Raw genomic sequence first — 23294 nt, 5'->3', positions numbered from 1 at the left:
TGTAGCCGATCATTTGGCGGTCGTGTTGGTGGTGTTGGGTAGCGCGGGGGCGCTTTCGGGGAGTTCGGTGGGGTAGAGCTGGTCCATGCTTCCCTCGGGCAGGTAGCGGCGAGGGAAGGCGATCCATTCGTCGTGCAGTTCGAAGAGCACGGCGGTGACCAGTCGCAGGAGTGCGTCGTCGTTTGGGAAGACCTGGACGACGTCGGTGCGGCGCTTGACCTCGCGGTTGATCCGCTCCAGCGGGTTGGTGGACTGGATCTTCTTCCAATGTCGCTCGGGGAATGCCGCGAAGGCGGTCAGGTCGTCCTTTGCCTCCAGCAGCATCTCTTTGACCTTGGGGAACTGCTTGCCGAGCATGTCGGCGACGGTGTCGAGCTGGGTGCGGACCGCGTCGGCGGTGGGCTGGGCGAAGATCGTGCGGATCGTGGCGGCGGCCATCTCGGCCGCTTCCTTGTTGATCACGCTGAACACGTTGCGCAGGAAGTGAACCCTGCAGCGCTGGTAGGCGGCCCCGAGCATGACCTTGCGAATGGCCTTGACCAGCCCTAAGTGGTGGTCGCCGATGACGAGCCGGACCCCGGTCAGACCGCGTTCGCGCAGGTGACGCAGGAACTCGGTCCAGAACACCTCGGTCTCGCTGTCGCCGACCATGACTCCCAGCACCTCGCGGCCGCCGTCCTCGGTGATCCCGGTGGCGATCACCACGGCACGGGAGACGATCTGGTGCTCGACCCTCGCCTTGCAGTAGGTCGCGTCGAGGTAGACGTACGGGAAGCGGACATGGTCCAAAGGCCGAGCACGGAACGCCGTCAGTTGGCCGTCCAGGTCCTGGCAGATCCGCGAGACCTCGCTCTTGGATATCCCGGTGTCCGCGCCGAGGGCCTTGACCAGGTCGTCGACCGACCGCGTGGACACGCCGTGGACGTAAGCCTCCATGATGACCGCATACAGGGCCTGGTCGATGCGGCGGCGCCGCTCCAGCAGCGCGGGGAAGAAACTCCCTGACCGCAGCTTGGGGATCGCCAGGTCCAGGTCGCCGGCCTGCGTGCTGAGCGTCTTGTCCCGATGGCCGTTGCGAAGCGCGGTGCGCGTCTCGGTGTGCTCGTTCCACTCCGCGCCGATCCGGGCCGTGGCCTCGGCCTCGATCAGCTCCTGGAGCATCCGCTCGGCCACACCACGGACGAGTTCGAGCCCGTCCGCCGAACGTAGTGACTCAAGCAGCCGGAGTAGGTCATGCTGAGACAGGGCCACCCTGCACCTCCCGCATTGAACTGCCCGTTCACTACGGAGAGTTGCACGGTGGCCCACCCTGCGGGCAGGGAGCGAAAGCCTCATCGGCACACGCCCCGGCGCACTCCCTCACCTTGATCGGCTACACCACGACAAGGGACGCCATCCTCGTTGAGATCCTTCACGCGAGCGTCAACGAACCTCACGACTCTCCGTCACCACCGAAAGTGAGACAGGGCCGTTCACTGGACAGACCCCTGGTCGGCCCTGCGCCACCAAGGCGGCCGCGTGGACGTAGGGGTGAAAGCGGCCGGACGGCGCCGACTATGACGCTCGGCGCATGGCCAGCGCGGTTCGCGCCAGCCCACGCAACCAGGCGTGGGCGTGGTCGGTGTCGTAGCGCTGATGCCACGACAGATATACCGGTGCGAGCGGTAGTTCGAGCGGCAGGGGGAGCACGACCAGGCCGAGGTCGGCGACCGCGGATCGCGTGGTGGCTTCAGGGACGCTGACCAGGAGATCGGAGCCGCGCGCGAACTCCAGCGCGGCCGCTTCCGTGGGTGCGGTCGCCACCACGCGGCGGGTGAGGCCAAGCCGCGCGAGAGCGTCGTCGAGGGCATTGCTGAGGTTTCCCCGTCGCGAGACGGTGACGTGCTCGGCGGCGGCGTATTGATGTGCGGTGACGGTCCTGCCACGGGTGAGGGGATGCCCCTGCCTCACGACGATGACGAGGCGGGACTCGCCCACGTTCTCGGCGCGGATGTCCGGTGCGCCCGGGTGGTTGGCGTTCGCCTCCAGGTCCACCTCGCCGCGCCGCAACTCCGGTGTGTCAATGCTCGATTCCGCGACGAAGCGCAATCGCACGCCCGGCGCCTGTTCACGCACGGCCGCGAGCAGCGCGGGGCCGCTCAAGGCGACCAGGGAATCGTGCCAGCGGAGTGTGAAGGTGCGCTCCAGTGTTGCCAGATCGAGTTCACGGCTCGGTGCCAGCACCCCTTGGACCTGGTGAAGCAGCTCGTGCACCTGTTCCCGGACGGCGATCGCGTACGGCGTCGGGGTCATCGTGCGGCCGGTGCGCACCAGGATCTGATCCCCGGTCGTGCGCCGGATTCGGCCCAGGCTCCGACTCATCGCGGGGGCGGTGACATGCAGGCGTGCGGCCGCCCCGGCCACACTGCCCTCCTCCAGCAGCGCGTCGAGCGCGGCCAACAGGTTCAGGTCCAATTGCACGTGAGTAATCCTAGCCGTGCTTTACATGCATTTGAAGTTAATTAAAGGGCTGTATACCGTCGAGATCAGAGCGCTGGACAGAGCGCACGGCGCGGCCTGAACGGCCTCATCACCTCTTACTCACCTGGGAGTTCACCATGTCCGAAACGCTTCAGACCAATGACGTCGCCGCCTCCGACGCCGACCTGCTCGGCCAGACAGCGACCGCCGTGCGCGCGGCCGGTTCGGCGCTGCGCGAGCGCTTCGGCGAGGTGGTCCGCTATCAGACCCGCGAAGAGCTGATGCGCGCGCTCGCCGCCAACGACGACACTGCCCTCGACATCCTGCGCCCCCGCCTCACGCACTTGCGTCCGGACGCCGGCTGGGTGGAGGACGAGCTGGACGGCGGGGCGCTGCCGCCCGGCGAATGGTGGGTCGTGGATCCGGCCGAAGGCAACGTCAACCACCTGCACGCCCTGCCGGAGTGGGCGGTGACCGCCACCCTCGTGCGCGAGAACCAGCCGGTGCTCACCGCGGTCCACCTGCCGTTGACCGGCGAGACCTACACCGCGCTCACCGGCGCGGGCGCCTACCTGGACGGCCGGCCGCTGCGCGTCTCCCGGACCGCGGACCTCGGCCTGAGCATGGTGGCCACCAGCCAGGCCCGGCCGGACGAGGACGACGACGTCGTGCGGCGCGTCGGCTCCTCGATCACCGCGATGCTCTTCGACGCACTCGTCGTCCGCACCGCCGTGCCCGCGACCCTGCACCTGCTGAACGTGGCAGCCGGCCGCATCGACGCCTTCTGGCAGTTCGCCGGCGCCCGCGCGGACCTGCTGCCCGGGGCGCTGCTCGTCACCGAAGCCGGCGGACAGATCTCCGACGCCGAGGGCCGCCCCTGGACCCCGCAGAGCGAGAGCTTCCTGGCTGCCGCGCCCGGCGTCCATGCCGAGGCCGTCGCCACCCTCTCCCGCTGACCGCGCACCACAACCTGCACGCACGGAGGTACCAGATCACCATGCCCACGATCGCAGTTCTCGGAAACGGCCGCGTCGGCGGCAACCTGGCCGCAGCCCTTACCCGGGCAGGGCATGAGGTAAGGGTGGCGGACCGCGAGCCGGGCGCCGCCGCCGGCGCTACCCGCACAGCCCAGATCGTCATCAACGCCACGCCGGGCGCCGGCTCGCTGGACCGGCTCGTCGCCCTGCGCGAGGAACTGCACGGCAAGATCCTCGTCGACGTCTCCAACGCCACCATCGACGGACCGGACGGACTGCCCGCCGACCTGATCTACCCCGGCTCAAGCCTCGCCGAGCAACTCCAGCAAGCGCTCCCCGAAACGCGCGTCGTCAAGACACTCAACACCATGCTCTTCCCGGTGATGACCGCGCCGGCCACGCTCACCCAGGCGCCGGATGCCTTCCTTTCCGGCGAGGACCCGCAGGCCAAGCAAACCGTCCGCGAACTGCTCGTCAGCCTCGGCTGGCGTATGGAGTGGATCACCGATCTCGGCGGGATCCAGACCGCTCGCGCCACGGAGGCCGCGATCCTGTTCGTACCGCACGTGATTCGCTCCAACGGATTCGCGCCTTTCGCGATCTCGATCGCCCGCTGATCCGGCGGGCCCTCCCAGCACGCGGAGAGTTCGTCGAGCCCGATGTTCGAACCATATTCGGTTCCGAGAACGGGCGCTGACTATGTCCCTCGTCATCGAGTCGGCGCATGAGCCGGCCCGTGGTGGGCAGCGGATTTCCGCGCGCAGGCGGGGAGTCGGCACGGGGCGCGTTGAACCGCTCCGGGCGCGCCAAGAGGAGGGTCCCCACCCCTCTGTCGCGCCCCGCTCCCCCGGCACCACGCCGCCCGTCCCACCCGCCCGAGCGTGCGCGTCGGTGCCTCGCAAGCCAGCATGCAGTCGGTTGTTGAGCAGTGCCGCCTGTCTGCGCCGCGCGTAGTCATCGGCGCTGAACATGCGCGGCATGCTCACAATGAGGTGCCGTGCGGCCGAGGTGGGCGAACCCGCGGCCGACGTCGGGGACGCCGCCGCGGGCTGCCCACTCGCCGTTCCCGTCATTTCGCCGACGATGAGGTGTCCTCGGGACCCGCGACGGATGATCGACGGCGGGTCAGACGGAGGTCGGTCAGGCCGATGGTGACGGCCGAGGCGACCACGACGGCGTTGAGGCACAGGGCGAGGCGCGGGCCGATGCCGACCAGGGTGCCCGCCAGTGCCGTGCCGGCCGAACCGGCGGCCATCTTCAGCCCGGCCATCGTCACGAACACCTGCGCTCGGGCGTTGGGCGGGGAGTACACCGAGCGCACGGCCAGGGACGCGGTGAACAGGACCGCGCTCGTCGCTCCCGCCAGGGCGAAGGTCGCCAGGGCGAGGACGTAACCGGGTGCCAGTGCACAGAGGCCGACCGCCACGGCGTTCGCGGCGATCAGCCGCAGCACCCAGCGCTCCGGTTCCCCGGTGAGGGGGAACGCGCCGGTCAGCAGCGCTCCGCAGAGGTTGCCGACGCCGTAGGCGGCGCCGAGGGCGGCGCCCGCGCCCGCCGAGCCCTGTAGGTTGCGGCCGAAGACCACCGCGATCACCATCACGCCGCCGGTGCTGACCGAGGTGATCATCGTGGCGATCATGACGCGCCGCAACGGACCTTGCCGGACGATCACTTTGAGGGCGTCCCGTACGGGCATCGAGCGCTGCCTCGCGGCGGCGGTCCGGTGCTCCTTGGGCAGCGCGAACATCAGCAGGCCGGCCAGCACGCCGGCCGCGCCCAGCGCGACCACCGCGGTCAGGGCCCCGGTCAGGGCGGTGATCGCGGCGACCGCGGCCGGACCGAGGATGTTGCTGCTTCCGTAGGTCGCCGAGTCCCACCCCTCGGCCCGGCGCTGGGCGCGGGTGTCCTCGCCGACGATCAGCGCGAGCCGGCTGCTGAGTCCTCCCGTCATCAGCGGATCGCAGAGACCGCCGACGATGACGATGAGACCCACCAGGACGACGGGCAGACGGTCCAACGTCAGACCGGTCCCGGCGAGCATCAGCCCGAAGACGATGAACGCGGCCGCCAGCCGAAATCTCGGGTCGCGGGCCTCCTCCAGCCAGCGCGCCATCCACGGTCCGGCGACGTTGGGCAGCGTGAGCAGGGCCGCCAGGACGCCGCCTAGCGCGGCCCCGCCGTGCCCGGCCCGGGCCAGCGTCAGCGCGACGAGCGCGACGGGAGCGCCGCCGCTCGCCGAGCGTACGAGCGTCGCCGAGGTGAGGTACACGGCGAGCGAGAGACCTCGCCGCTGCCGTAACTCTCCCTGCGCGTCCTGCGGTTGCGGCGCCGGCGGGCCGGCGGCCCGGTCGGGTGCCTGCGGGACGCCGGCCGGCTCCTGCTCCTTCGGCACGGCGGTCGCGTCCGGTGTCCGCAGGGTGCCGGACGTCGTGTCCCCGTCGGCGCGCTTTCGGCGGTCGGGCACGTCTTCTCCGTTCGACGAGGCCCGGCCGTGGTGTCCCGACACGCAGTTGCTGTTCGTGCCCGCGGTGGTCCGCCGGCCGCCGTCGCGCCTCACGCGACCGGAGCCGGGGTGCGGGTCCGCTCGGCCAACGACGGGAAACCGAGAAAGCCCTCGATGTCGGCCTTGACCGCCGAGCACGCCGCCTCGGCCTCGGCGGGCGTGGGGGCGACGGCGCGCAGCATGCCGAACGAGTCGAAGTTGGTGCGCATGGGCGGCACCACGTCACCGGCCCCCACCCGCGCGTAGCCGGAGTGGAGTCGGGCGAGGAAGGAAGCGAACCAGGCGTCGGGGAGAAGGGCGGGCACGGTGGACTTCTGCGGTGCGGCGAGGAAAGAGTGCGAGGCCGAGCCCTTCACGGGCAGCGGGCCGTCGGGCAGGGGCCCGCCAGGGAACAGGTCGACCAGGAGGGCGAAGACGTCCACCCCGGCGACGCTGCTGATGGTGTCGGGCAGGGAGCCGCCCGTCAGCCACGGGTTGACCTCGATGAGCCGGAAGCTGGACGGGGTGTGCATCACCTCTACGTGGAAGATGCCGAGGTCGAACCCGAGTGCGCGGCACACCTCGACGGCGTAGCGACCGAGTGCGGCCTCGTCGGTGGCCGGCAGTCCGGACGGGACGGTGCATCCCAGTTCCAGCACCGGGTTCTCCCGGCTCACCTTGCGGCTCGCGCACACGAGGGGGACCAGGCGCCCCCCGGACGCGGCGACCTCCAGGGAGTACAGGTCCCCGGACACCAGTTCCTCCACCAGGTACCGCTCGTCGAGACGCCGGGCCATGCCCTCGGTGAGCCCGTCGCGGTCCGCCGCCGCGGCGGCGAAGTGGGCACTCACGGCTAAGGGGTCGCGGGCGATGGAGGTCACGGCCTTCCCGATGCCGAGGACCGGTTTCACGATCACCGGGTAGCCGATCGCCTCGGCGGCCTCCAGCGCTTCGGCGGCGTCGGTGACGACACGGAAGCCGACGCTCGGCACCCCGCGCTCGCGCAGGATGCGGCGGCGCTCGCCCTTGTCCCGGGCCACGAGGGTGCCGGCCGGCGAGGTGCCGCGGGCGGCGAGGTCGGCGGCGGCCTGCGCTCCGTAACTCAGTGTGGAGAGCACGGCGTCGACGCTGCCGGGGTCCGCTCCGGAGGCGAGCGGTGCTCCGTACACGGCGTCGCCGGCCAGGGGATCGGCGAACGGGACGGCGTGGTCGGCGAGCTGGATGGCTTCCCTGCGCTGGGCCGATGTGGCGGTGAAGTCGTAGAGGGGGCAGTGCAGGTAGGTCACGGTGTGACCGCTTCGCTTCGCGCGGGCGAGTGCCTGAACACCCAGACCCGTGGTCTCCACGAAGAGGAGGTGAGACATTGCGGCCCTTCCTCGCCGTGTGGCGGCGGGAAATCGATCCGATCGGACGCGGGATGGCGTCGGACATGACAGGTGTTCCCACTGGGCGGGATTCATGTGCGGCCGGCCGGGGCATCACATGAGGCCGCCGGCTGCCGCGTGAGGGCTCGGATGCGGGCCGGTGCGCGTGACCTGGAGCGATGACGAACGCGCAGGGGATCCGGGTGTTCACTCCCCCTCCAAGCCTGCACCTTCAGGAGTTCACCGCCATTGGCGGCAACGGCCGGGCCCGGCGCACCGCGCCGGGCCCGGAACCGTTCAGAGCCGTCGCGGCTCCCGTCCGCTGACAGGCGCCGCTTCCGCAGGCGCACGTACGACGCCACGCCACCCGGCCCACATCCCACCAGGGCCAACACAGGTCCCGGCCACGGAGTTCACTCACAGGAGTGACACCGCCGCACGCCCCGCACTTCCCGGCCGCAAACAGATCTGCCAACCCCAGATGCAGGCGCTCGGCTAGGGTTTCCCAGCCGAGCGATTCGCGTGGGTGGCCGTTGAGTTCACCGGCGACCGCATCGAGGTCGCCCCTGCGAGTGCTTCGGACGGTCGGTCACCAGGTGACGGGCAGCTCGGCAAGGCAGTGGAAGACGGGGTTCTCACGAAAACGGAGCCGAGACGCCTCGCAGGCCAGGCGGAGGGTCGGCAGCCTGGTGAAGAGGGAGCTGAGGGCGAGTGTCACCTCCAGTCGGCCCAGCGAGGCGCCGAGGCAGAAGTGGGGGCCATGGCCCCACAGTAGATGGCCGGAGGCATCGCGGTGGATGTCGAGGCGTTCGGGGTCGGGGAAGACAGCGGCATCGTGGTTGGCGGCGAGCAGGCTGATCATCACCGACTCGCCCTCCCTTACCAGGGTCTCGCCGATCCGGAGGTCCTCGGTGGCCTGGCGCACGACGCCATCGTGGATGATCGACCAGAAGCGCATCGACTCGTCCACGAATTTCGGCAAGAGCGCCCCGCTCTCGGCGAGGACCTCGGCGCGCAGCCCATCATCGGTCAGCAGGCTCAATGTACTGACCGCGATCTGAGTGGCGGTCGACTCGTGGCCGGCGATGAGCAGCAGTTTGAGGATTCCCAGGAGATCGGCGCGGTCGAGTTCGCCGGTGGCCACGTGGTTGAGGACGAGACGGCTGATCAGGTCGTCACCCGAGTCATACTCCGTGACACGCGCTCTCTCGTCGAGGAAGGCGATGATCCGGTGGTGCGCGGCCAGAGAGACCGCCGGGTCACCGTCCGTGAGGAGGATCTGGGTCTGCTCCAGGAAGAACGCGGTGTGCTCGTCCGGGATCCCCATCAGCCGGGCGATGACCAGCGCCGACACCTTGGCAGCGAAGTCCCGTACCAGGTCCGCAGGTTGCGGACCGGCTGCCAGCGCGTCGGCCACCTGGTCGGTCAACTCCTGGAGCTGGGGCCGCAGTGCGCGCACCCGTCGCACGGTGAACTCCGGGGCAACCATCCTGCGCAGCCGGCCGTGGTCCGGATCGTCCATGCGCAGGAATCCGCTCGGCCGGCCGTCGGCGGGCACGGGGATGCGCAACGGAAAGCCGGGCCGAGTCTCATCGGCGCTCAGCCGGGGGTCCTTGAGGGCGGCCTTCACATCCTCATAGCGGGTAATCAACCAGACCAGCTGTTCCTCACCGGCGCCTGCCAGGAGACGGACCAGCGTCGGCGGGCCGTCACGAACCACACCGAGGGCCGGCGGCGGCGACATCGGACACACGCGGGCCAACGGCCAGTCAAGCACACGTGGGTATGCACTGGGCATGGTCCACCCTTCATCGCGTACGAATACCCGCGCCACCTGGCATCCCCGGCGGCGGGTGCCCCAACCGGACCACACAAGCACCCACCGCTGACACCCCAGTGACCAACCACTGACTCCCAACCGGTTCACCTGGGGCTGAGGGTCGGCGACAGCATGAGCGAGCCGTTCTGGAGCGAGTTCCTGCGCAGCAGGCGGCCCCGCGGCCCGGGCGAAGGTGCACCGGCCGGAACGGACGGTGGCGCGTGTCGGCTCGGTCGCCTCCACACCCACGGCCTGGCGGTTGCTCGCCGACGTTGACGAGCTGGCACTGGCCTCTCTGCGTTCGACCCGCGCTTCACCCGGGAAGTCGCCTGGATGCAGGCCGCCGAGACCGGCGAGGGCATACCCGCTGTCCGGGCCGCGGGACGCCCGCTGGGGAGGCGGCCATTCACAGGTCCCGGGCGAGGGGCGTGGTGATGGTCTCGACGTCGTCGAGGCGGGCATGGAGGGCGGCTCCGCGGGCGGGCGGTAGGCGGCGGTCGCGGAGTTGCTGAGTGCGGTCGTGTTGTTCGGCCAGCCGGATGGGGGCTTGGACCGCGGTGAATTGCGTCATCTCAACGCGACAGCGCCCGCCTGGTGCTGTGGGCGTACCGGCCCGGTCCTTCGGCCGCGCGTCACCTTGGGATGCGGGCTTCGATGCCGTCGAGCAGGAAGTCGAGGCCGATCCGGAAGGTGTGCTCGGCGTTCAGGTGGGCGGCATCGCGCACCACCGTGGCCAGCGCGGGGAATCGGCCGGTGGCGAAGGCCCGTTCCAGATAGGGCCCGAGTGAGGCCTGCCAACGCTTCTCGTCCATCCCGGTGGCCCGCTCGGCACGCCGCTCGGCGATCTCCCGACGCACCGCGCCGATCACGTACGCGTTGACTGCGGCGACCATCGGCATGATGGCGTCCACGTCGACGCCGCCCAGTGCGGCCACCACGGTCTCCCCGCTGGCCAGCGCGTGCGGCCCGAGCTGGGGTCGGCCACCCAGTAGATCGGCGAGCCATTCGTGCTCGTGGGCGGCGTGCCGCGTGGCTTCGGCAAGAGACCGGAGCACCTCCCGCCAGCCGTCTCCGACCGGCCGGATCTCGGCGTGGACCGCGTCGACCATCAGGTCGAGCAACTCCTCCTTGCTGGCGATGTAGCTGTACAGCCGCATCGGCCCGACGCCCAGCGCGGTGGCGACCTTGCGTAGCGACACCGCTTCCAGGCCGTCCGCGTCGGCCAATTGGATCGCCGCTCGCACGATCCGCTCTCGGTTCAGCGGGGCCGGCACGGGTCGATTCGGTGGTTCGGGCCTCTCCCACACCAACATGCCGCTAACAATACATCGCATGGGTCGATACAGTGTATTGGCCAGTACGGCGTATCGAAGAGGGAGGCAATCATGACCATTGCCATCGTCGGAGCCGGCCTCGGCGGCCTGGCTCTCGCCCGTGTGCTGCACGTGAACGGCATCGACGCCGTCGTGTACGAACGCGAACCGTCACGCGGCACGCGCGGTCAGGGCGGCATGCTCGACCTGCACTCCGGGACCGGACAGCGCGCGCTGCGCGAGGCCGGCCTGATCGACCAGTTCCACGCGATTGCCCGTCGCGAAGGCCAGGACATGCGTCTGCTCGAGCCGGATGGCACCCTGCTGCTCCAGGAGGACACGCCCGAGGACGCCCCGCTCGAGCGACCCGAGGTGGACCGCGCCGATCTGCGCAACCTGCTGCTGGACTCTCTCCCCGAACACGCGGTGCACTGGGGGCTCGCGTTCGAATACGCCGAGCACGGCCTGCTGCACTTCGCCGACGGCAGCAGCGCTACGTATGACCTGCTGGTCGGCGCTGACGGCGCGAACTCCCGGGTCCGCGCACTGCTCACCGACGCCCGTCCAGCGCACACCGGCCAGAACGTCGTCGAACTCGGTATCCCTGACATCGACCGCACATACCCCGGCCTCGCGACGATGGTGGGGCGCGGCAACTACTGGGTGCTCGGCAACGGACAATCCCTGGCTGCGCAGCGCAACGGCGACGGCCGCGTACGCATCTACCTCAGCTTCTACAACACCGCCGAGGACTGGTTCGCCACCAGTGGGATCCCGTTCGACGACCCAGCCGCCGCCCGGACGCGACTGATCGACCTGTTCACCGGCTGGGATTCGCGGTTCACCGCGCTGATCGCTGCCTGCGACGACACGATCCTGCCACGGCCGATCAGCACTCTCCCGGTCGGCCTGACCTGGCCGTCGACGCCAGGCGTCACGCTGCTCGGCGATGCCGCGCACCTGATGCCGCCGGTGGGGCAGGGCGCCAACATGGCGCTGCTCGACGGCGCACTGCTCGGCCTCGCGCTGGCCGCGCACCCGGGCGACTTTTCGGCCGCCGTCAAAGAATACGAACGCGAAATGTTCGAACGCACCAGCGCCGCCGGCCGGCAGTCCGCACACGTCCAGGAAATCCTGACGTCGCCGGACGCCAGTCGGAAAATGCTCGCTTTTTTCCAACCCGACGAAAGCTGAGACCCTTCAAGGTCTGTAGGTTCTCACCTCCCGTGACCTACGTGTCGTGCTGTGACCTGGGACTTCTCGTTTCATCGCACTTCGCGGCAGGACTGGTGAGAGGGTTTCGCAGGATAGCGGGGAGATGGACGGCGAGTTCGGTTGCTCGGACGGCGGCATGGTGGCTTCCTCCTCCGCGGCGACGAGGGGGGATGTTACGGACGCGGGCCCAGCGGGCCATGTTCGTGCGGCTCATGCCTTGTTCGCGGGCCAGGTCAGGCGGGGGCCGTCGGCGGACGACGCGCTGCTCGAAGAGCCAGGCCCGTTCGATGGTCACGCGGGGCTGGCGGCCTTGGAAGCCAGCGATCGGGATGTCGTATTCGCGGGCAAGATCAGTCATCAATCCGCGGGAGAGGCCGGTCATGTCGGCGATCCTCTGCCCCGGGCAGTTCCGACGCCCGCGTCTGTTCCCCGAACATGGAAGCCCTCACTCGTGCGCACGGCGTACGGACCAGCCGCGCGAGTGCCGTCAGGAGTGGCGAATTTAGAGGATGTCTCATGTGGCGATGTCTCTCACGGGCTGCCCGTTTGACTGCGCCGATGACGCCCCCGCGTTCTTGCTGTTCCTCGGCCGCCGAGTAGCTTCTTGACCCTCACACCGTGTCAGGCGGTCAGCTCGGAGACATCATGTTCACCATCGGAGATTTCGCTCGGCACGGCCGCGTCTCAATCCGCATGCTGCGTCACTACGACGCGACCGGACTGCTGTACCCGGCCCACGTCGATCCCGCCAGCGGCTACCGCTACTACACCGCAGCCCAGCTCGCCCGCCTCAACCGGATCATCGCGCTCAAGGACCTCGGCTTCACCCTCCAGCAGGTCCGGGACATCGTGGACGAGAAGGTCGGCGCCGAGGAGCTGCGCGGCATGCTGCGGCTGCGGCGGGCCGAGCTGGAGACCGCAATGGCTGCCGCGGGAGCCCGGATGGTCCAGGTCGAGGCGAGGCTCCGAGCGATCGAGAGTGAGGGGCACATGCCCACGAACGACGTCGTCATCAAGAACGTCCCTGCCGCCCGGGTCGCGGAGCTGACCGCGACCGCCGCGAGTTTCGAGCCCGAGGACATCGGCCCGGTCATCGGGCCGCTCTACGACGAGCTGTGCCGTCGCCTGGAGGTGGCAGGTATCGCCCCCACGGGCCCCGGTGTCGCCTATTACGAGGACGCCCCGGAGGGCGGCGGCAGGATCAGCGTCCACGCCGCCATCCAGGTGTCTGCCCCTCTTCAGGACGGCGCCTTCCGTATCCTCGACCTGCCGTCCCTCGACCAGGCGGCGACCATCGTGCACCGCGGCTCGATGGACACCGTGCTCCCCACCGCCCAGACTCTGGCCCGCTGGATCGACGCCAACGGCTACCAGTCGACCGGATACCCCCGTGAGATCAACCTGGAGTGTCCCGAGAACCGCGACGGCTGGGTGACGGAACTACAGGCACCGGTGACCCGAGCCTGATCAATCGCACCCGATCCTGACCGGTGATCAGGTTTGGGCAGCGGGAGACCGCAACGGTGTCCCGCTGCTCGACCTCGTCTTGAGAGCTTTTTGTAGCAGGTCAGTGCGGCGGCGAGGCCGGGGAAGGCGAGGAAGTGGCTGCCCTTGCGTTCATAACGGACGGTGAGGTGACGATGGCCGAACAGCCAGGAGATGGACCTCTCGATCTTCCAGCGGTGTCTTCCGAGCCGCTCGGAGGCCTCGATGCCCGGAGGGGCGATCCGGGCGGTGATGCCGCGTTTCCGCAGCCAGGCGAGGGCGTCGGCGGAGTGGTACGCCTTGTCGGCACGGAGCTTGCCAGGCGCAGGCGGCGCGGTCCGCGCCGGGACCGCATGGCCGGCATCCCCTTCACGAGAGGCTTGAGGGCCAGGCTGTCGTGGGTGTTCGCCCCCGACACACCGACGACCAGGGGGGATGCCCTGGGCCTCGGACAGCACGTGCAGCTTACTGCCGGACTTGCCGCGGTCGACCGGGTTCGGCCCGGTCAGCGCCCCCCTTTTGCCCGTACCGCGGCGGCATCGACGATCACTGAGGTCCAGTCCAACTCACCGCGGGCACCGATTCGTCCAGCACCGCCCGGTGCAGCCGCCGCCACATACCCCCCTTCGTCCAGGCGGCGAACCGGCGATGTGCGGTGGCCGGCGATACGCCGAACGTCGGCGGCAGGCGCCGCCAGGCACACCCGCTGGTCAGCACATACACCACCGCCGTGAACACCGCCCGCTCATCCAGCGGTGCGGTCCCGCCGCCCTGCGGACGCGAGGCGAACGACGGCAGCGACGGCGTGACCAGAACGCACAAACCGTCAGGGACCAGCCGCTGCGACAGGTCAGCACCCGCAAAGGGCAATAATGCCCAGCTCACATCTTCACCACATGAAACGAGCTCTCAACGCCCCGCTTTGCACAACCTGCAGAGGCAGAGGGACAGGAGGAGGGACGGCTGGCGGTCAGGTGCCGCCGCATGCCGCGCCTTCTCTGCTGCCGCCAGGAAAGCGAGGGGCAGCGGGCCGGTGGCTCCCAGCCTGTGGGCGTCCATGGCGGCGCTCATGAGGACCCGGTCGTGCACACCGGCTCGTCCGGAGGTTTCTCATAGCGGCCGACGAGATCACTCAGCCGCAGCCCGCTGCGACCCGGTTCAGACTGGTTCGAGTTGCGGTTCCGGTTGCCGCGTGGGTGCGGCCGTAGGTTCCCACAGTTTGGTGGTCCGGACGTAACCGTAGACCACTGAGGTCATCGCCAGAATGAGAAGTGGCCCGAACACCCACGGATGTGTGGCCATCTCCATCGGCAGATAGCGGTACAAGACCAAGAGCGCCGCAAAGACCGTCGCGCCGTAGATGACCAGCTGGATTCCCGGCCGGTCCCAGCCACGCTCGAGCGAGCGCAGCGCTGCCTCAATGGTGAGCGCGAACACCACGCCGGCGACGAGATCCGCGCCGTAGTGGTAGCCGAATCCCAGCGTTGCGCCGAGCGTGGCAATCAGCCAGAACGTGCCCGCGAACCGCAGAATTCGAGGGGCCCTGCGGGAATGAATGAAGATCGCGGTAGCCCACGCCGTGTGCAGGCTGGGCATGCAGTTGCGGGGGGTGATCTCGTCGTAAGACATCGTGTGCGGGGTGTTGATCGGCGATGGCGTGTGGGGCCACAGGTTGGCCACCGCCCAGTCCACGCCGCCGGTGCCGGAGGCGCCCGGGCCGTAGGCGAAGACCGGCCCGACCACCGGGAAGAGCATATAGATGGCCGGACCGAGGAGGCCGATCACCAGAAACGTGCGCACCAGATGGTGGCGCGGGAAGCGGCGCTCGACTGCCACGTTGCGCAGCTGGTACAGCGCGACGACGACCGCGGCCACCGCGAGCTGGGCGTAGACCAAGTGGAGAAGATGGGTGCCGATCGGGTCGGTGGCCTTGATGATCCGGCCCGCCAGCCATGACGGGTTGCCCAGCGCGTGATCGGCGGTTGCCACGTACTGGTCGAGCACCGTCGGCCGGGTCTTGGCGGTGATGAGCAGCCAGGTATCGCCGGTCTTGCGGCCGGCCACCAGCAGCAGGCCGAGCCCGACGCCCTTCAGCAGCAGGAGGCGTTCATCGCCGGTGCGGCGCGTCACGGCGATGACCGCGTAGCCCAACATCACCCACAGTGCGCCGTTGCCGAACAAATGGCCGTCGGTCATCTTGGCGTCGACCGCGTACCGCACCAGCACGAATGCGACGTCGATGCCGATGGCGACACTGGCCGCGATGAGCCGTTGCCGCCAGGTGAGCACCACCATCATCAACGCCAGCCCGCCGTACAGCGGTCCCGGCTTCGGGGCCAATATCAGCCCGTTCACCTGGTCGGTGATCGGCCCCGGTTGACCGTAGCGGCGTGCGGCGATCTCCAGGGTGATGAGGAATCCAAGAGCCGCCACACCCACTGCGGCCCACAGCAGGGCTCGCCGTTGACGCCACGCGGCGAACGCGGATCTGCCGTTTTTTCGCGGAAACACCCGCGACACTCTAGATATCAATCGTCTGGCCGATTTGCTCGATGTAGGTGAAATAGACGAAAAGCGATGACGGTAGCCATCGCGCGTTCGAACATGCTAACGGAGCGGCGCGGTGCTTCCGCTGGTCAAGCGGTGGCGTCACCGGTCGTTCAGTGGGCTCCGAGGCGTCTGCCAACGCCGCCTTGCAGCATGACGTGTCGTTGGCAGACCGCCTGCACCCGGAAAACGGCGCGCGGCCTCGCGGTCTGCCGCTGCGTTCTGCCCTCGATGGCGTGGTGGTGTCCTGTTGGGTCAGTTCCGGCACGGGTCGGGAAGAGCGCGGGCGCTGACCGTCCTGCCCTGTTGCGGGTGATCAGCGCGTCGCGGGTGTGGACGGAGCCGATGACGGCGGTGCCGTCGCGCACGAGCAGGCGGTCGCGGTCGTGCTCGGCGGCCGTGGCCAGGATGGTGTCCGCGTCCGCCGCAACGCCCACGGAGGTGATCAGCGCTGTGGGCACCTGAAGGTCACCGACCGGGTTCTGCGGCTCGGTCAGGGAGCTGGTGATCAGCTCCGAATCCTCCTCGCTGATCAGGCCCAGCCGCTCGGACTCGGCCACCAGATGGGTGAGCTGCTCCCGGTTGTAGACGGCGGTCAGCTCGTCGCGCGGACTGACCCTGCGCACAGCCGCACCAGAGCGTTGCTCAGCCGGTTCAGCAGCCAGAGCAACGGGCGCACCGCCCTGACCAGTCCGCGGAAGGGCGGTGCCAGCAGCATGGCGGAGCGCTCGGGATGGGCGATGGCCCAGGGTTTGGGAGCCGTCTCGCCGACCACCATATGCAGGAACACCACGACAACCATGGCCACGGCATCCGGGGGTGGGGCGGGACGAAAGACGCAGCTTCAGTAAGGGCGAGAGGAGCAGGCCGTGCCGTCGTCCGCCGGCCGTTCTGCGGAGTGGACCAACCTCAGTGAGGGGCGGGAGCGGGTACTCACGCTGCCCTCCGCTGCTGGTTGCGAGCAATCGACCAGTTCAGCCCGCTACGGATGGTGGCCATGCAGGACCGCGGGGACAGACCGGCCTGCTCCCCCGCCGACTGACCATGACGCAGCAGGGCCCCTGGCCGGCGGTGATGCCGGCCAGGGGCCCCTGAGAGGCGGTCGGCCTTCGTCAGCCGTCGGACTCCGACGACGGGATGTAGGCGCCCGGCACGTCGTTCGGCGCGTAGATCTTGCTCTCGCCGGGGTACGGCTTGGCCCAGTTGTGCGTCTGGTACCAGGTGAGGTGGTTCAACTGCGCGGGGTTCGCGTAGTCGGGCACGGCGTGGGGCCCGGTCAGCCGCTGCTCGGACTTCCAGGTCTCCCACTTCGCCGCGAGCTGCCGCTTGTCCGCCGGCACCTTCGACGACGGCACGGCCGCCGCCTTGGGGTCCGGCGGGGCGGGGGTGTCCACACCGCAGGAAGGCGGGGTCTTCAGACCGTCGGTCAGCGAGGTGCGGTTGGGCAGCGCCGTGAACGGCGTGTAGTCCGGCTTCCGGGTGAACGCCCCGGCCATCGGGCTGGCCGCGCTGTCCTTCTGGTTCATCGGGTGGACCCCGAGGATCTGCTCGATGGTGCGGATCATCGTGATCTGCGAGTAGTAGTGGCTGTCGACGGTGCCGTGCTGGGCCCAGGGGCTGATGACCTGGATCGGGGCACGGTGGCCGTCGATGTGGTCGAGGCCGGCCTGGGAGTCGTCCTCGACGACGAAGATCGCCGAGTCCTTCCAGTACTTGCTGTGCGAGATCTCGTCGACCATCCTGCCGACCGCGAGGTCGTTGTCCGCGACCTGGGCCGCCGGGCTCGCCGGACCACCGGTGTGGTCGTTGGAGAGCCAGAACATGTTCAGGTTCGCCGGACCGTTCTTCTCGAAGTCCTTCTTCCAGATCTGGTACTTGTAGATGTCCGGGACGCTTGTGTCGAACATCGGGAAGCCCGGCACCGACACGTCGTTGAGCGACGGGATCGCCGAGCCCGTCTGTATCGGGTAGGCGGTGTTCTGCCCGGTCGCGTCCATGTTCTTGGCGTCGCAGTACAGGTTCTGCCAGGACGCGTCGGCGGGCTTGCTCTCGATCGACTGGAACTCGCCGAAGTCCCGCACGGTCTTGTCCACCGCCTGCGCACCGGTCCAGAGGAAGCCGGACTTCTGGTGGCCGAGAGCGTCGTCCTCGGTGTCGTAACTGCGCGCGTACTCACCGGCCGAGGACTCGGTGTACTCCGGGTCGTCGGCCTGCATCAGCCAGTTGTGGCCCTCTGCGGAGTTCGTGCCGATGTCGTAGGTGTTGTCGTACAGCCCGAACTGGTTGGCCAGTGCGTGCTGGTTCGGCGTCACGTTCTCGCCGAACTGTGTCACCGAGGAATCGCCATTGCCCTTAGGGATGTCACCGAAGACCTGGTCGTAGGTCCGGTTCTCCTTGACGATCAGGAAGACGTGCTTGATCGTCGAGGGGTCGCCGAGCCGCTGCGGGACCGGGACCGGCTTGGCGTAGTTCTTGCCCTTGGCCAGCTTGACCGAGCCGGGGGTCCAGCCGTTCTGCTTGAAGACCTTGACCGTCTGCGACCTGATGACGCTGTCGTCCGGCAGCGTGAAGCGCTGCACGCTCGACGTGGTGTCGTGGGTGCCGTGCCCGGCGCTGTTGGTGGGCCGGCGGGCGTCGATACCACGGGTGTTGGAGACCAGCACCTGCTTGCCGACGGTGGTGATCTCCGCGGGGAAGTAGTCCGTCGGGAGCAGGCCGACGTAACTGACCGGCTCCTGCGGGCTCTTGTACCGGTAGACGGCGACCGCGTTGGCTCGGCCGAGCGTCACCAGCAGGCGGCCGTCGTCGGTGAGCGTCACCGCGTTGGGCTCGTAGCCCACCGACGCCTCCGGCCACGGCCGGGTGTCGATGGTCTGTACGACCTTGTCCTTGCCGGTGTCAATGACCGACACGTTGTTGGTGGCGGTGTTGGTGACGAACAGCGCCTTGCCCTTGGCGTACAGGGCCGTCGGGTGCAGACCGACCTCGATGCTCGACGGGGCGGCCTCCGGGTTGGCCAGGTCGATGACGCTGACCGTGCCGGTCGTCGTGGCACCGGTCTTCGGGTTGGCCGGAACCTGGGTGCCGTACGAGTTCATGGTGGTGTCGCCCGGCTTCGCCGGACGCCCGCCCTCGTTGCTGACGTAGAGCTTGTCGCCGACCTGGACCATGTCGCGCGGGGCGTTGCCCACGGCCCAGCTCTGCTTGACGGCGCCGGTCGCCGCGTCGATGGCGACCACCCGGTTCTGGCCGTTGACCGCGGAGTACACGGTGGAGCCGTCGGACGAGAAGACCGCCTCGCCGACCAGCGCGTGCTTGGACCCGTCCGCCGAGATCTTGATCGACGTGGGGTTGGTGACAGAGCCGTCCGGGTTCACCGTGAACCGGGTGTAGCCGTCGGTCTGACCCAGCCAGAGCTGCTTGCCGTCGGGCGAGTACGTGGGGCCTTCCTGTCCCACGCTGTTGCTGCTGATGCGCGGGACCGACGACGCGGCGGTGCCGACGACCTGCTGCACCTTCCAGTTCTGCACGTCGACGATGGCCAGCGCACTCCCGCCGTCGGCGACGGAGGCCGCGAGGTGGGTGCCGTCGGGGCTGACGGAGGACGACATGATCTTGCCGTTGTTGATGACGAGACGGTCACCGTACGGGGCGATGTACTGGTCACTGGAGATGACCTGGCCCTTGTCGGTGGTCTGACCGACCTGATCGGTGCCGAACTGGTGTGTCTGGGCGTAACCGACGCCGGCGGTGACGGCCAGGACGACCGCGGTCGCGGCTGCCGTGAGGGTGCTCCGACGACCGACTCGTCTACCGAGAAGGCCCGTCTCTACAGTGCGGCGGTTGCGAGTTACCTGCATGGAGTCATTCCTTCGAGGTGCGGAGAAGTTCGACGTTGCCGTCGAACTGCCAAAGTGGGTTCGGTGCGTCGCCGGTCGGAGTCCGCACCAGGAAGTAGCCGTTCACTTCCTTCGGTCCATCGCCGTCGGCCATGAACCGCCCGTCTGGGGTGACGTCGAGTTGGTAGATGGCCGTGCCTGCGGCCTCGACGCCGGGGAGGTGCCAGGAGACGACGCAGCGCCAGTCGTTGCCCGGCCCTTCGGCGGCGACCCTGATGCTGCCCTTGTTGCACGTCGCCGTGGCCTTCACCTGGGCTTCGGTGACGTCGGGGCGATTGAGCTGCTTCGTCTGCATGCGATAGAGGTGGGCGAACGCCGTGGCGAGCGAGCGCTGCACCTTGTCCTGTTCGATCCCGGAGCCCGTGGCCCCGGTCGTCGCGGCGACGACCGTGACGCTCACGGCGACCAGCCCGGCCAGCGGCAGGACTCCGGCGGTGACCGCGCGCCGCCCCGAGCCGTCGTAGGTGGCGTTGGTGAAGTCGCGCCGCACGAACAGCAGGTAGGCCAGCACCGTCGCGATCACCGCCCACACCAGGCTGACCACGATGCCGATCAGGAGCGGGCCGAGCTGTGCGGGGCTGGTGAACAGGCCGTTCCAGGCGATGAAGGCGTAGCTGGGCAGGGCGAGTCGTACGGCGGCGGGAAGCGGCATCATCTGGGCGAGTTGCATCGCGAGCGCGACGCCCGCGGGCACCAGCAGGCCCATCGGAGAGCGCCCCAGGGCGACGGACCCGAGCAGTCCGGTCGCGGCGAGCGCCAGAGTCGGGGCGAGTACGCAGGCCCAGGCGAGCAGGACCTTCCCTGCCGCGTCCCCAGGCGTCAGCAGATGGCCGTCGAGGCCGGCCAGAGGTTGGTTGCCGACTGCCAGGAGACCCCCGACCACACTGGAACAGGCCAACCCTGCCACGAGCATTAGGAGGACGCTGAGACTGGCCAGTGCCTTCGCCGCGAAGATCCGTCTGGGCGACCGGACCACCACGAGCAGGTGGCGCCAGGTGCCGAGCCGGTCCTCGGAGGCGAACACGTCACCGGCGACCACCGAGGTCAGCAGCGGAAGTGCCCAGGTGCCCGCGAAACCGAGCATCACCAGCGGTCCGGCCCAGCCGGTGGCGTGCATCCAGCGGCCGAAGAGCGTGTCGACGGGCAGCGTGCTCTGCCGGCTCACCACGGCGACGAAGAGCCCCGGCGCGATCCAGCAGGCGAGGACCAGTAGGCGGATCCGCCATTGGGAGACCAGCTTGAACATCTCGAAGCGGTAGCCGCGCGGAACCGAGACGGGGCGGGCGGTGGCAACGTTGCCGTCGGCGATGGTCGCGGTCATCGGCCCGCTTCCTGCGGCTCGGTGAGGGCGAGGAACGCGGCTTCGAGCGGCGACACCACGGGGGCGAGTTCGCGCAACGCGATGCCCGCGCGGACGAGTTGCACCACGAGTTCGTCCAGGGCGGGCACCAGGGCGCGCACGATCAGCGCCTCCGCGTCGTGCCGTGCCCCGGTGTCTTCGACGATCCGGATCCCGGCCGCGTCGGCAGCCAGCCGCCGGGCGGCCTGCGGGTCGGAGGTGAGCAGCCGGTAGTCGAGTTCACGGTTCTCGGCGGCCAGCTTGCTCAACGGGCCGGAGAAGACGACCCGTCCGTTGGCGATGATGGTGACTTCGGAGCACAGCGCCTGGAGGTCGTCCATGCGGTGGCTGGAGAGCACGACGCTGGTTCCTTCCGCAGCGAGCCGGTTGAGGACACCGTGCACGTGTTTCTTGCCGGCCGGGTCGAGACCGTTGGAGGGCTCGTCCAGTACGAGCAGCCGGGGCTTGGTGAGCAGGGCCGCGGCGAGCCCGAGCCGCTGACGCATACCGAGGGAGAAGCCGCGGGCCTGGTCGTCGGCGACATCGGTGAGCCCGACCTGGTCGAGCACGTCGTCGACCCCCGCTGTCCTCGCGTCGTGTCCGCGGAGAGCGGCCAGCGCGGTGAGGTTCTGCCGGGCGGTGAGCGAAGGGTAGAGACCGGGCCCGTCCACGAAGCCTGCGACACCGTCGGGAGCGGAGAGCGCCCGCTGGACCGGCGTACCCAGGATCTCGAGGCGGCCGCCGTCGGCGACGGCCAGGCCCAGCAGGAGACCGAGCAACGTCGTCTTGCCGGCTCCGTTCGGTCCGGCCAAGCCGTGGATCTGTCCCTGCGCCACATCCAGATCGACGCCGTGGAGCGCGACGACGTCGCCGAAACACTTGGTGATCCCGCGAGCCCGGACTGCGAGGAGTGTGTCCATGAGTCCCTTCTTCCGAAGCCTTCAGGGACCTTAGGGACGGCACACAACGCGGGCACAGGCGGCCGGTTGAACGCTCATGGAACGGATCGTCAAGGCGTTGTAAGCCCAGGGGTGAACAAAACGGCCAGCACCGAGCCAGACTTGGGCATCCGTGACCGTCATACACGCGGACCAGCGGGCGAAGGCACGCTCCACCCGGCTGTCCGCTCGCGAGCGTTCGAATGCGTCGTAGTTGACCCGGTCGGCGATCGGTGCGTCGCCACCGGCTTCGGGGCCAAGGCGTAGCTTGCTGGCCGCTTCCCCCACACGGCCGCCGTTCGGTACCCGGTGCCCCGCCACCCCGCTGCCCACCCATGGCCGACATGGAACCGGGGTCGACACCCGGCTGGTCCGTGCCGGTCAGTACCAGGGACGTACGTGGAGGCAACGGTGCCTGCCGGGGCGCGGCGTGCGGAATCCGCGTGCTGTCGCGCGGGGCGTAGCCGGAGACGGTGGTGGCGCCGACGTCGGTGACCCCGTACCGGGACTCGGTCCGGGTCCTCGGCCTGAACTCCTGAGTCACGGACGGAGGCCGGTAGCGCAGAGGGAATCGTGCCACGGCCTGCGTGACAGGGATTTTCCGCGCGTTGTCGAGGCGATCGCTCTGGGCATTGCTGAAACGCGGCCAACCCCACCAGCAACGCCCTCTACCAGCGCATCGGATACCGCCGGGTCACCGACTTCGCCGCGTACGCCTTCGCGTCTCCGCAGGCGGAAGCCAGTTGGGAACTCGCCGGGCGACAGCCGACTCCACGCCATAAGAGGACTTCGCCACCGCTGGGCCTCGGTCGCACACCTCAGGAACTGCCGGCCGGCGCCCACGGTTTGTCCGGAGGCGGCGGGCCGTCCAGGGCGCTGCGCAGCTTCTCCTTCAGACTTTTCGGCGGGGCCTCCTTCTCCTCTTTGGAGTGCATGAGCCGCGCCGTGGTCACCCGTATATGGCACTCGCGGTGCCGCTGCCTGACGAGCACCACCCACGCACCGTCGCGGGTGAGGAGCGCATGTCTCGCCGGCTCGTCTCCCGGCCGGGCATGCCGGGCGAGAACTTGTGGCATGTAGTGCAGAGCCGCGTCCTCGGCCGCCGCGAGGGCCTGCGCCTCCTCCCCCTCGATGTGGTGAGTGCCCACCAGCGTCCAGCGGTGCAGTTTCAGTTCCACGCCGTCAACGCGCTCCGTCGCCCGAGTGTCCTCCTCGATGAGGACGTACCACTCAGCAGTCATGGCCGCTGCCTATCTGTCTTCCGGGGCCTGGTTGGGCCAACGAGCTGTCACACGAGCGTCAGCGGGGGTCTCAGCGCCGGCACTCTTCGATCCACACAGAATCGTGCTTCTTGTGGAGCCCCGGGAATCCTGCCATGTAGATCATCAACAGCGCAGGCCGAGGCCCCGGCCCGCCCCTCCCCAGCGGCGTGAGGCCGGCCGGCGCGAACCGCCGG

At 69.1% G+C, this 23294-nt stretch carries 18 protein-coding genes and 1 pseudogene; 4 read left to right on the top strand and 15 right to left on the bottom strand.

Annotated elements, in window-relative coordinates:
- Positions 1–9: 9 nt before the first annotated feature.
- Together ACFZDC_RS32230 and ACFZDC_RS32225 are read right to left on the bottom strand one after the other, a co-directional pair.
- The gene (locus ACFZDC_RS32230; protein WP_391329320.1) at positions 10–1251 is read right to left on the bottom strand and encodes an IS256 family transposase; all 1242 of its coding nucleotides are present in this window, start codon (positions 1249–1251) and stop codon (positions 10–12) included.
- Positions 1252–1554: 303 nt separating this feature from the next.
- The gene (locus ACFZDC_RS32225) at positions 1555–2460 is read right to left on the bottom strand and encodes a LysR substrate-binding domain-containing protein (protein ID WP_391329319.1); all 906 of its coding nucleotides are present in this window, start codon (positions 2458–2460) and stop codon (positions 1555–1557) included.
- Positions 2461–2597: 137 nt separating this feature from the next.
- Between ACFZDC_RS32225 and ACFZDC_RS32220 the strand changes: the two genes are divergently transcribed.
- Positions 2598–3416, top strand: coding sequence for an inositol monophosphatase family protein (locus ACFZDC_RS32220; RefSeq protein ID WP_391329318.1), 819 nt, complete (start codon positions 2598–2600; stop codon positions 3414–3416).
- Positions 3417–3457: 41 nt separating this feature from the next.
- Positions 3458–4054 (top strand): NAD(P)-binding domain-containing protein, encoded by a 597-nt coding sequence (locus ACFZDC_RS32215; protein ID WP_391329317.1) that lies wholly within the window; start codon positions 3458–3460, stop codon positions 4052–4054.
- 452 nt (positions 4055–4506) lie between these two features.
- On the opposite strand, the gene ACFZDC_RS32210 is transcribed toward ACFZDC_RS32215, so the two are convergent.
- The 5 genes from ACFZDC_RS32210 to ACFZDC_RS32190 all read right to left on the bottom strand — a co-directional run bounded on the left by ACFZDC_RS32210 (position 4507) and on the right by ACFZDC_RS32190 (position 10415).
- Positions 4507–5901, bottom strand: a complete 1395-nt coding sequence (locus ACFZDC_RS32210; RefSeq protein WP_391329316.1) for an MFS transporter — start codon at positions 5899–5901, stop codon at positions 4507–4509.
- Between the two features lie 89 nt (positions 5902–5990).
- On the bottom strand, positions 5991–7283 hold the full coding sequence (locus tag ACFZDC_RS32205) for an ATP-grasp domain-containing protein (protein WP_391329315.1): 1293 nt from the start codon (positions 7281–7283) through the stop codon (positions 5991–5993).
- A 589-nt stretch (positions 7284–7872) separates the two neighbouring features.
- A complete protein-coding gene (locus ACFZDC_RS32200) occupies positions 7873–8934 on the bottom strand; it encodes a cytochrome P450 (RefSeq protein WP_391329314.1) in 1062 nt (353 codons plus the stop codon).
- Between the two features lie 574 nt (positions 8935–9508).
- Positions 9509–9673 (bottom strand): hypothetical protein, encoded by a 165-nt coding sequence (locus tag ACFZDC_RS32195; protein WP_391329313.1) that lies wholly within the window; start codon positions 9671–9673, stop codon positions 9509–9511.
- A 61-nt stretch (positions 9674–9734) separates the two neighbouring features.
- On the bottom strand, positions 9735–10415 hold the full coding sequence (locus ACFZDC_RS32190; protein ID WP_391329312.1) for a TetR/AcrR family transcriptional regulator C-terminal domain-containing protein: 681 nt from the start codon (positions 10413–10415) through the stop codon (positions 9735–9737).
- A gap of 72 nt (positions 10416–10487) precedes the next feature.
- Between ACFZDC_RS32190 and ACFZDC_RS32185 the strand changes: the two genes are divergently transcribed.
- Entirely contained in the window at positions 10488–11609 is a 1122-nt protein-coding gene (locus ACFZDC_RS32185; protein WP_391329311.1) for an FAD-dependent monooxygenase, read from the top strand.
- 666 nt (positions 11610–12275) lie between these two features.
- Positions 12276–13097, top strand: coding sequence for a MerR family transcriptional regulator (locus ACFZDC_RS32180; RefSeq protein WP_391329310.1), 822 nt, complete (start codon positions 12276–12278; stop codon positions 13095–13097).
- On the opposite strand, the gene ACFZDC_RS32175 is transcribed toward ACFZDC_RS32180, so the two are convergent.
- The 8 genes and pseudogenes from ACFZDC_RS32175 to ACFZDC_RS32140 all read right to left on the bottom strand — a co-directional run bounded on the left by ACFZDC_RS32175 (position 12998) and on the right by ACFZDC_RS32140 (position 23079).
- The gene (locus ACFZDC_RS32175; protein WP_391329309.1) at positions 12998–13573 is read right to left on the bottom strand and encodes a transposase; all 576 of its coding nucleotides are present in this window, start codon (positions 13571–13573) and stop codon (positions 12998–13000) included. The two genes, ACFZDC_RS32180 and ACFZDC_RS32175, sit on opposite strands and share 100 nt — an antisense overlap.
- Before the next feature lie 88 nt (positions 13574–13661).
- Positions 13662–14000 (bottom strand): transposase, encoded by a 339-nt coding sequence (locus ACFZDC_RS32170; RefSeq protein ID WP_391329308.1) that lies wholly within the window; start codon positions 13998–14000, stop codon positions 13662–13664.
- Positions 14001–14273: 273 nt separating this feature from the next.
- Positions 14274–15626: a DUF5933 domain-containing protein gene (locus ACFZDC_RS32165; protein WP_391329307.1), complete on the bottom strand. Its 1353-nt coding sequence runs from the start codon at positions 15624–15626 to the stop codon at positions 14274–14276.
- Between the two features lie 277 nt (positions 15627–15903).
- Positions 15904–16473, bottom strand: a pseudogene (locus ACFZDC_RS32160) (CNNM domain-containing protein); the annotation flags it as partial.
- A 301-nt stretch (positions 16474–16774) separates the two neighbouring features.
- On the bottom strand, positions 16775–19522 hold the full coding sequence (locus ACFZDC_RS32155) for an alkaline phosphatase family protein (protein WP_391329306.1): 2748 nt from the start codon (positions 19520–19522) through the stop codon (positions 16775–16777).
- 4 nt (positions 19523–19526) lie between these two features.
- Positions 19527–20882 carry an ABC transporter permease gene (locus ACFZDC_RS32150; protein ID WP_391329305.1) on the bottom strand — a complete coding sequence of 452 codons (1356 nt, stop codon included), beginning with the start codon at positions 20880–20882 and terminating at the stop codon, positions 19527–19529.
- Positions 20879–21820, bottom strand: coding sequence for an ATP-binding cassette domain-containing protein (locus tag ACFZDC_RS32145; RefSeq protein WP_391329304.1), 942 nt, complete (start codon positions 21818–21820; stop codon positions 20879–20881). The genes ACFZDC_RS32150 and ACFZDC_RS32145 overlap by 4 nt, the downstream gene beginning before the upstream one ends.
- Before the next feature lie 836 nt (positions 21821–22656).
- Positions 22657–23079 carry a hypothetical protein gene (locus tag ACFZDC_RS32140; RefSeq protein WP_391329303.1) on the bottom strand — a complete coding sequence of 141 codons (423 nt, stop codon included), beginning with the start codon at positions 23077–23079 and terminating at the stop codon, positions 22657–22659.
- Positions 23080–23294: the final 215 nt, after the last annotated feature.

The organism is Streptomyces sp. NPDC007905 (genome assembly GCF_042959345.1).
Taxonomy (GTDB): Bacteria; Actinomycetota; Actinomycetes; order Streptomycetales; family Streptomycetaceae; genus Streptomyces.
This window is presented reverse-complemented; position numbering and strand designations above follow the sequence as displayed.

Excerpts from the sequence above, each read along its gene's own strand:
- ACFZDC_RS32180 (WP_391329310.1), top strand. The coding sequence starts at position 12,276 with ATGTTCACCATCGGAGATTTCGCTCGGCACGGCCGCGTCTCAATCCGC.
- ACFZDC_RS32190 (WP_391329312.1), bottom strand. The coding sequence starts at position 10,415 with ATGTTGGTGTGGGAGAGGCCCGAACCACCGAATCGACCCGTGCCGGCC.
- ACFZDC_RS32220 (WP_391329318.1), top strand. The coding sequence starts at position 2,598 with ATGTCCGAAACGCTTCAGACCAATGACGTCGCCGCCTCCGACGCCGAC.
- ACFZDC_RS32150 (WP_391329305.1), bottom strand. The coding sequence starts at position 20,882 with ATGACCGCGACCATCGCCGACGGCAACGTTGCCACCGCCCGCCCCGTC.
- ACFZDC_RS32185 (WP_391329311.1), top strand. The coding sequence starts at position 10,488 with ATGACCATTGCCATCGTCGGAGCCGGCCTCGGCGGCCTGGCTCTCGCC.
- ACFZDC_RS32145 (WP_391329304.1), bottom strand. The coding sequence starts at position 21,820 with ATGGACACACTCCTCGCAGTCCGGGCTCGCGGGATCACCAAGTGTTTC.
- ACFZDC_RS32195 (WP_391329313.1), bottom strand. The coding sequence starts at position 9,673 with ATGACGCAATTCACCGCGGTCCAAGCCCCCATCCGGCTGGCCGAACAA.
- ACFZDC_RS32205 (WP_391329315.1), bottom strand. The coding sequence starts at position 7,283 with ATGTCTCACCTCCTCTTCGTGGAGACCACGGGTCTGGGTGTTCAGGCA.
- ACFZDC_RS32140 (WP_391329303.1), bottom strand. The coding sequence starts at position 23,079 with ATGACTGCTGAGTGGTACGTCCTCATCGAGGAGGACACTCGGGCGACG.
- ACFZDC_RS32215 (WP_391329317.1), top strand. The coding sequence starts at position 3,458 with ATGCCCACGATCGCAGTTCTCGGAAACGGCCGCGTCGGCGGCAACCTG.
- ACFZDC_RS32155 (WP_391329306.1), bottom strand. The coding sequence starts at position 19,522 with ATGCAGGTAACTCGCAACCGCCGCACTGTAGAGACGGGCCTTCTCGGT.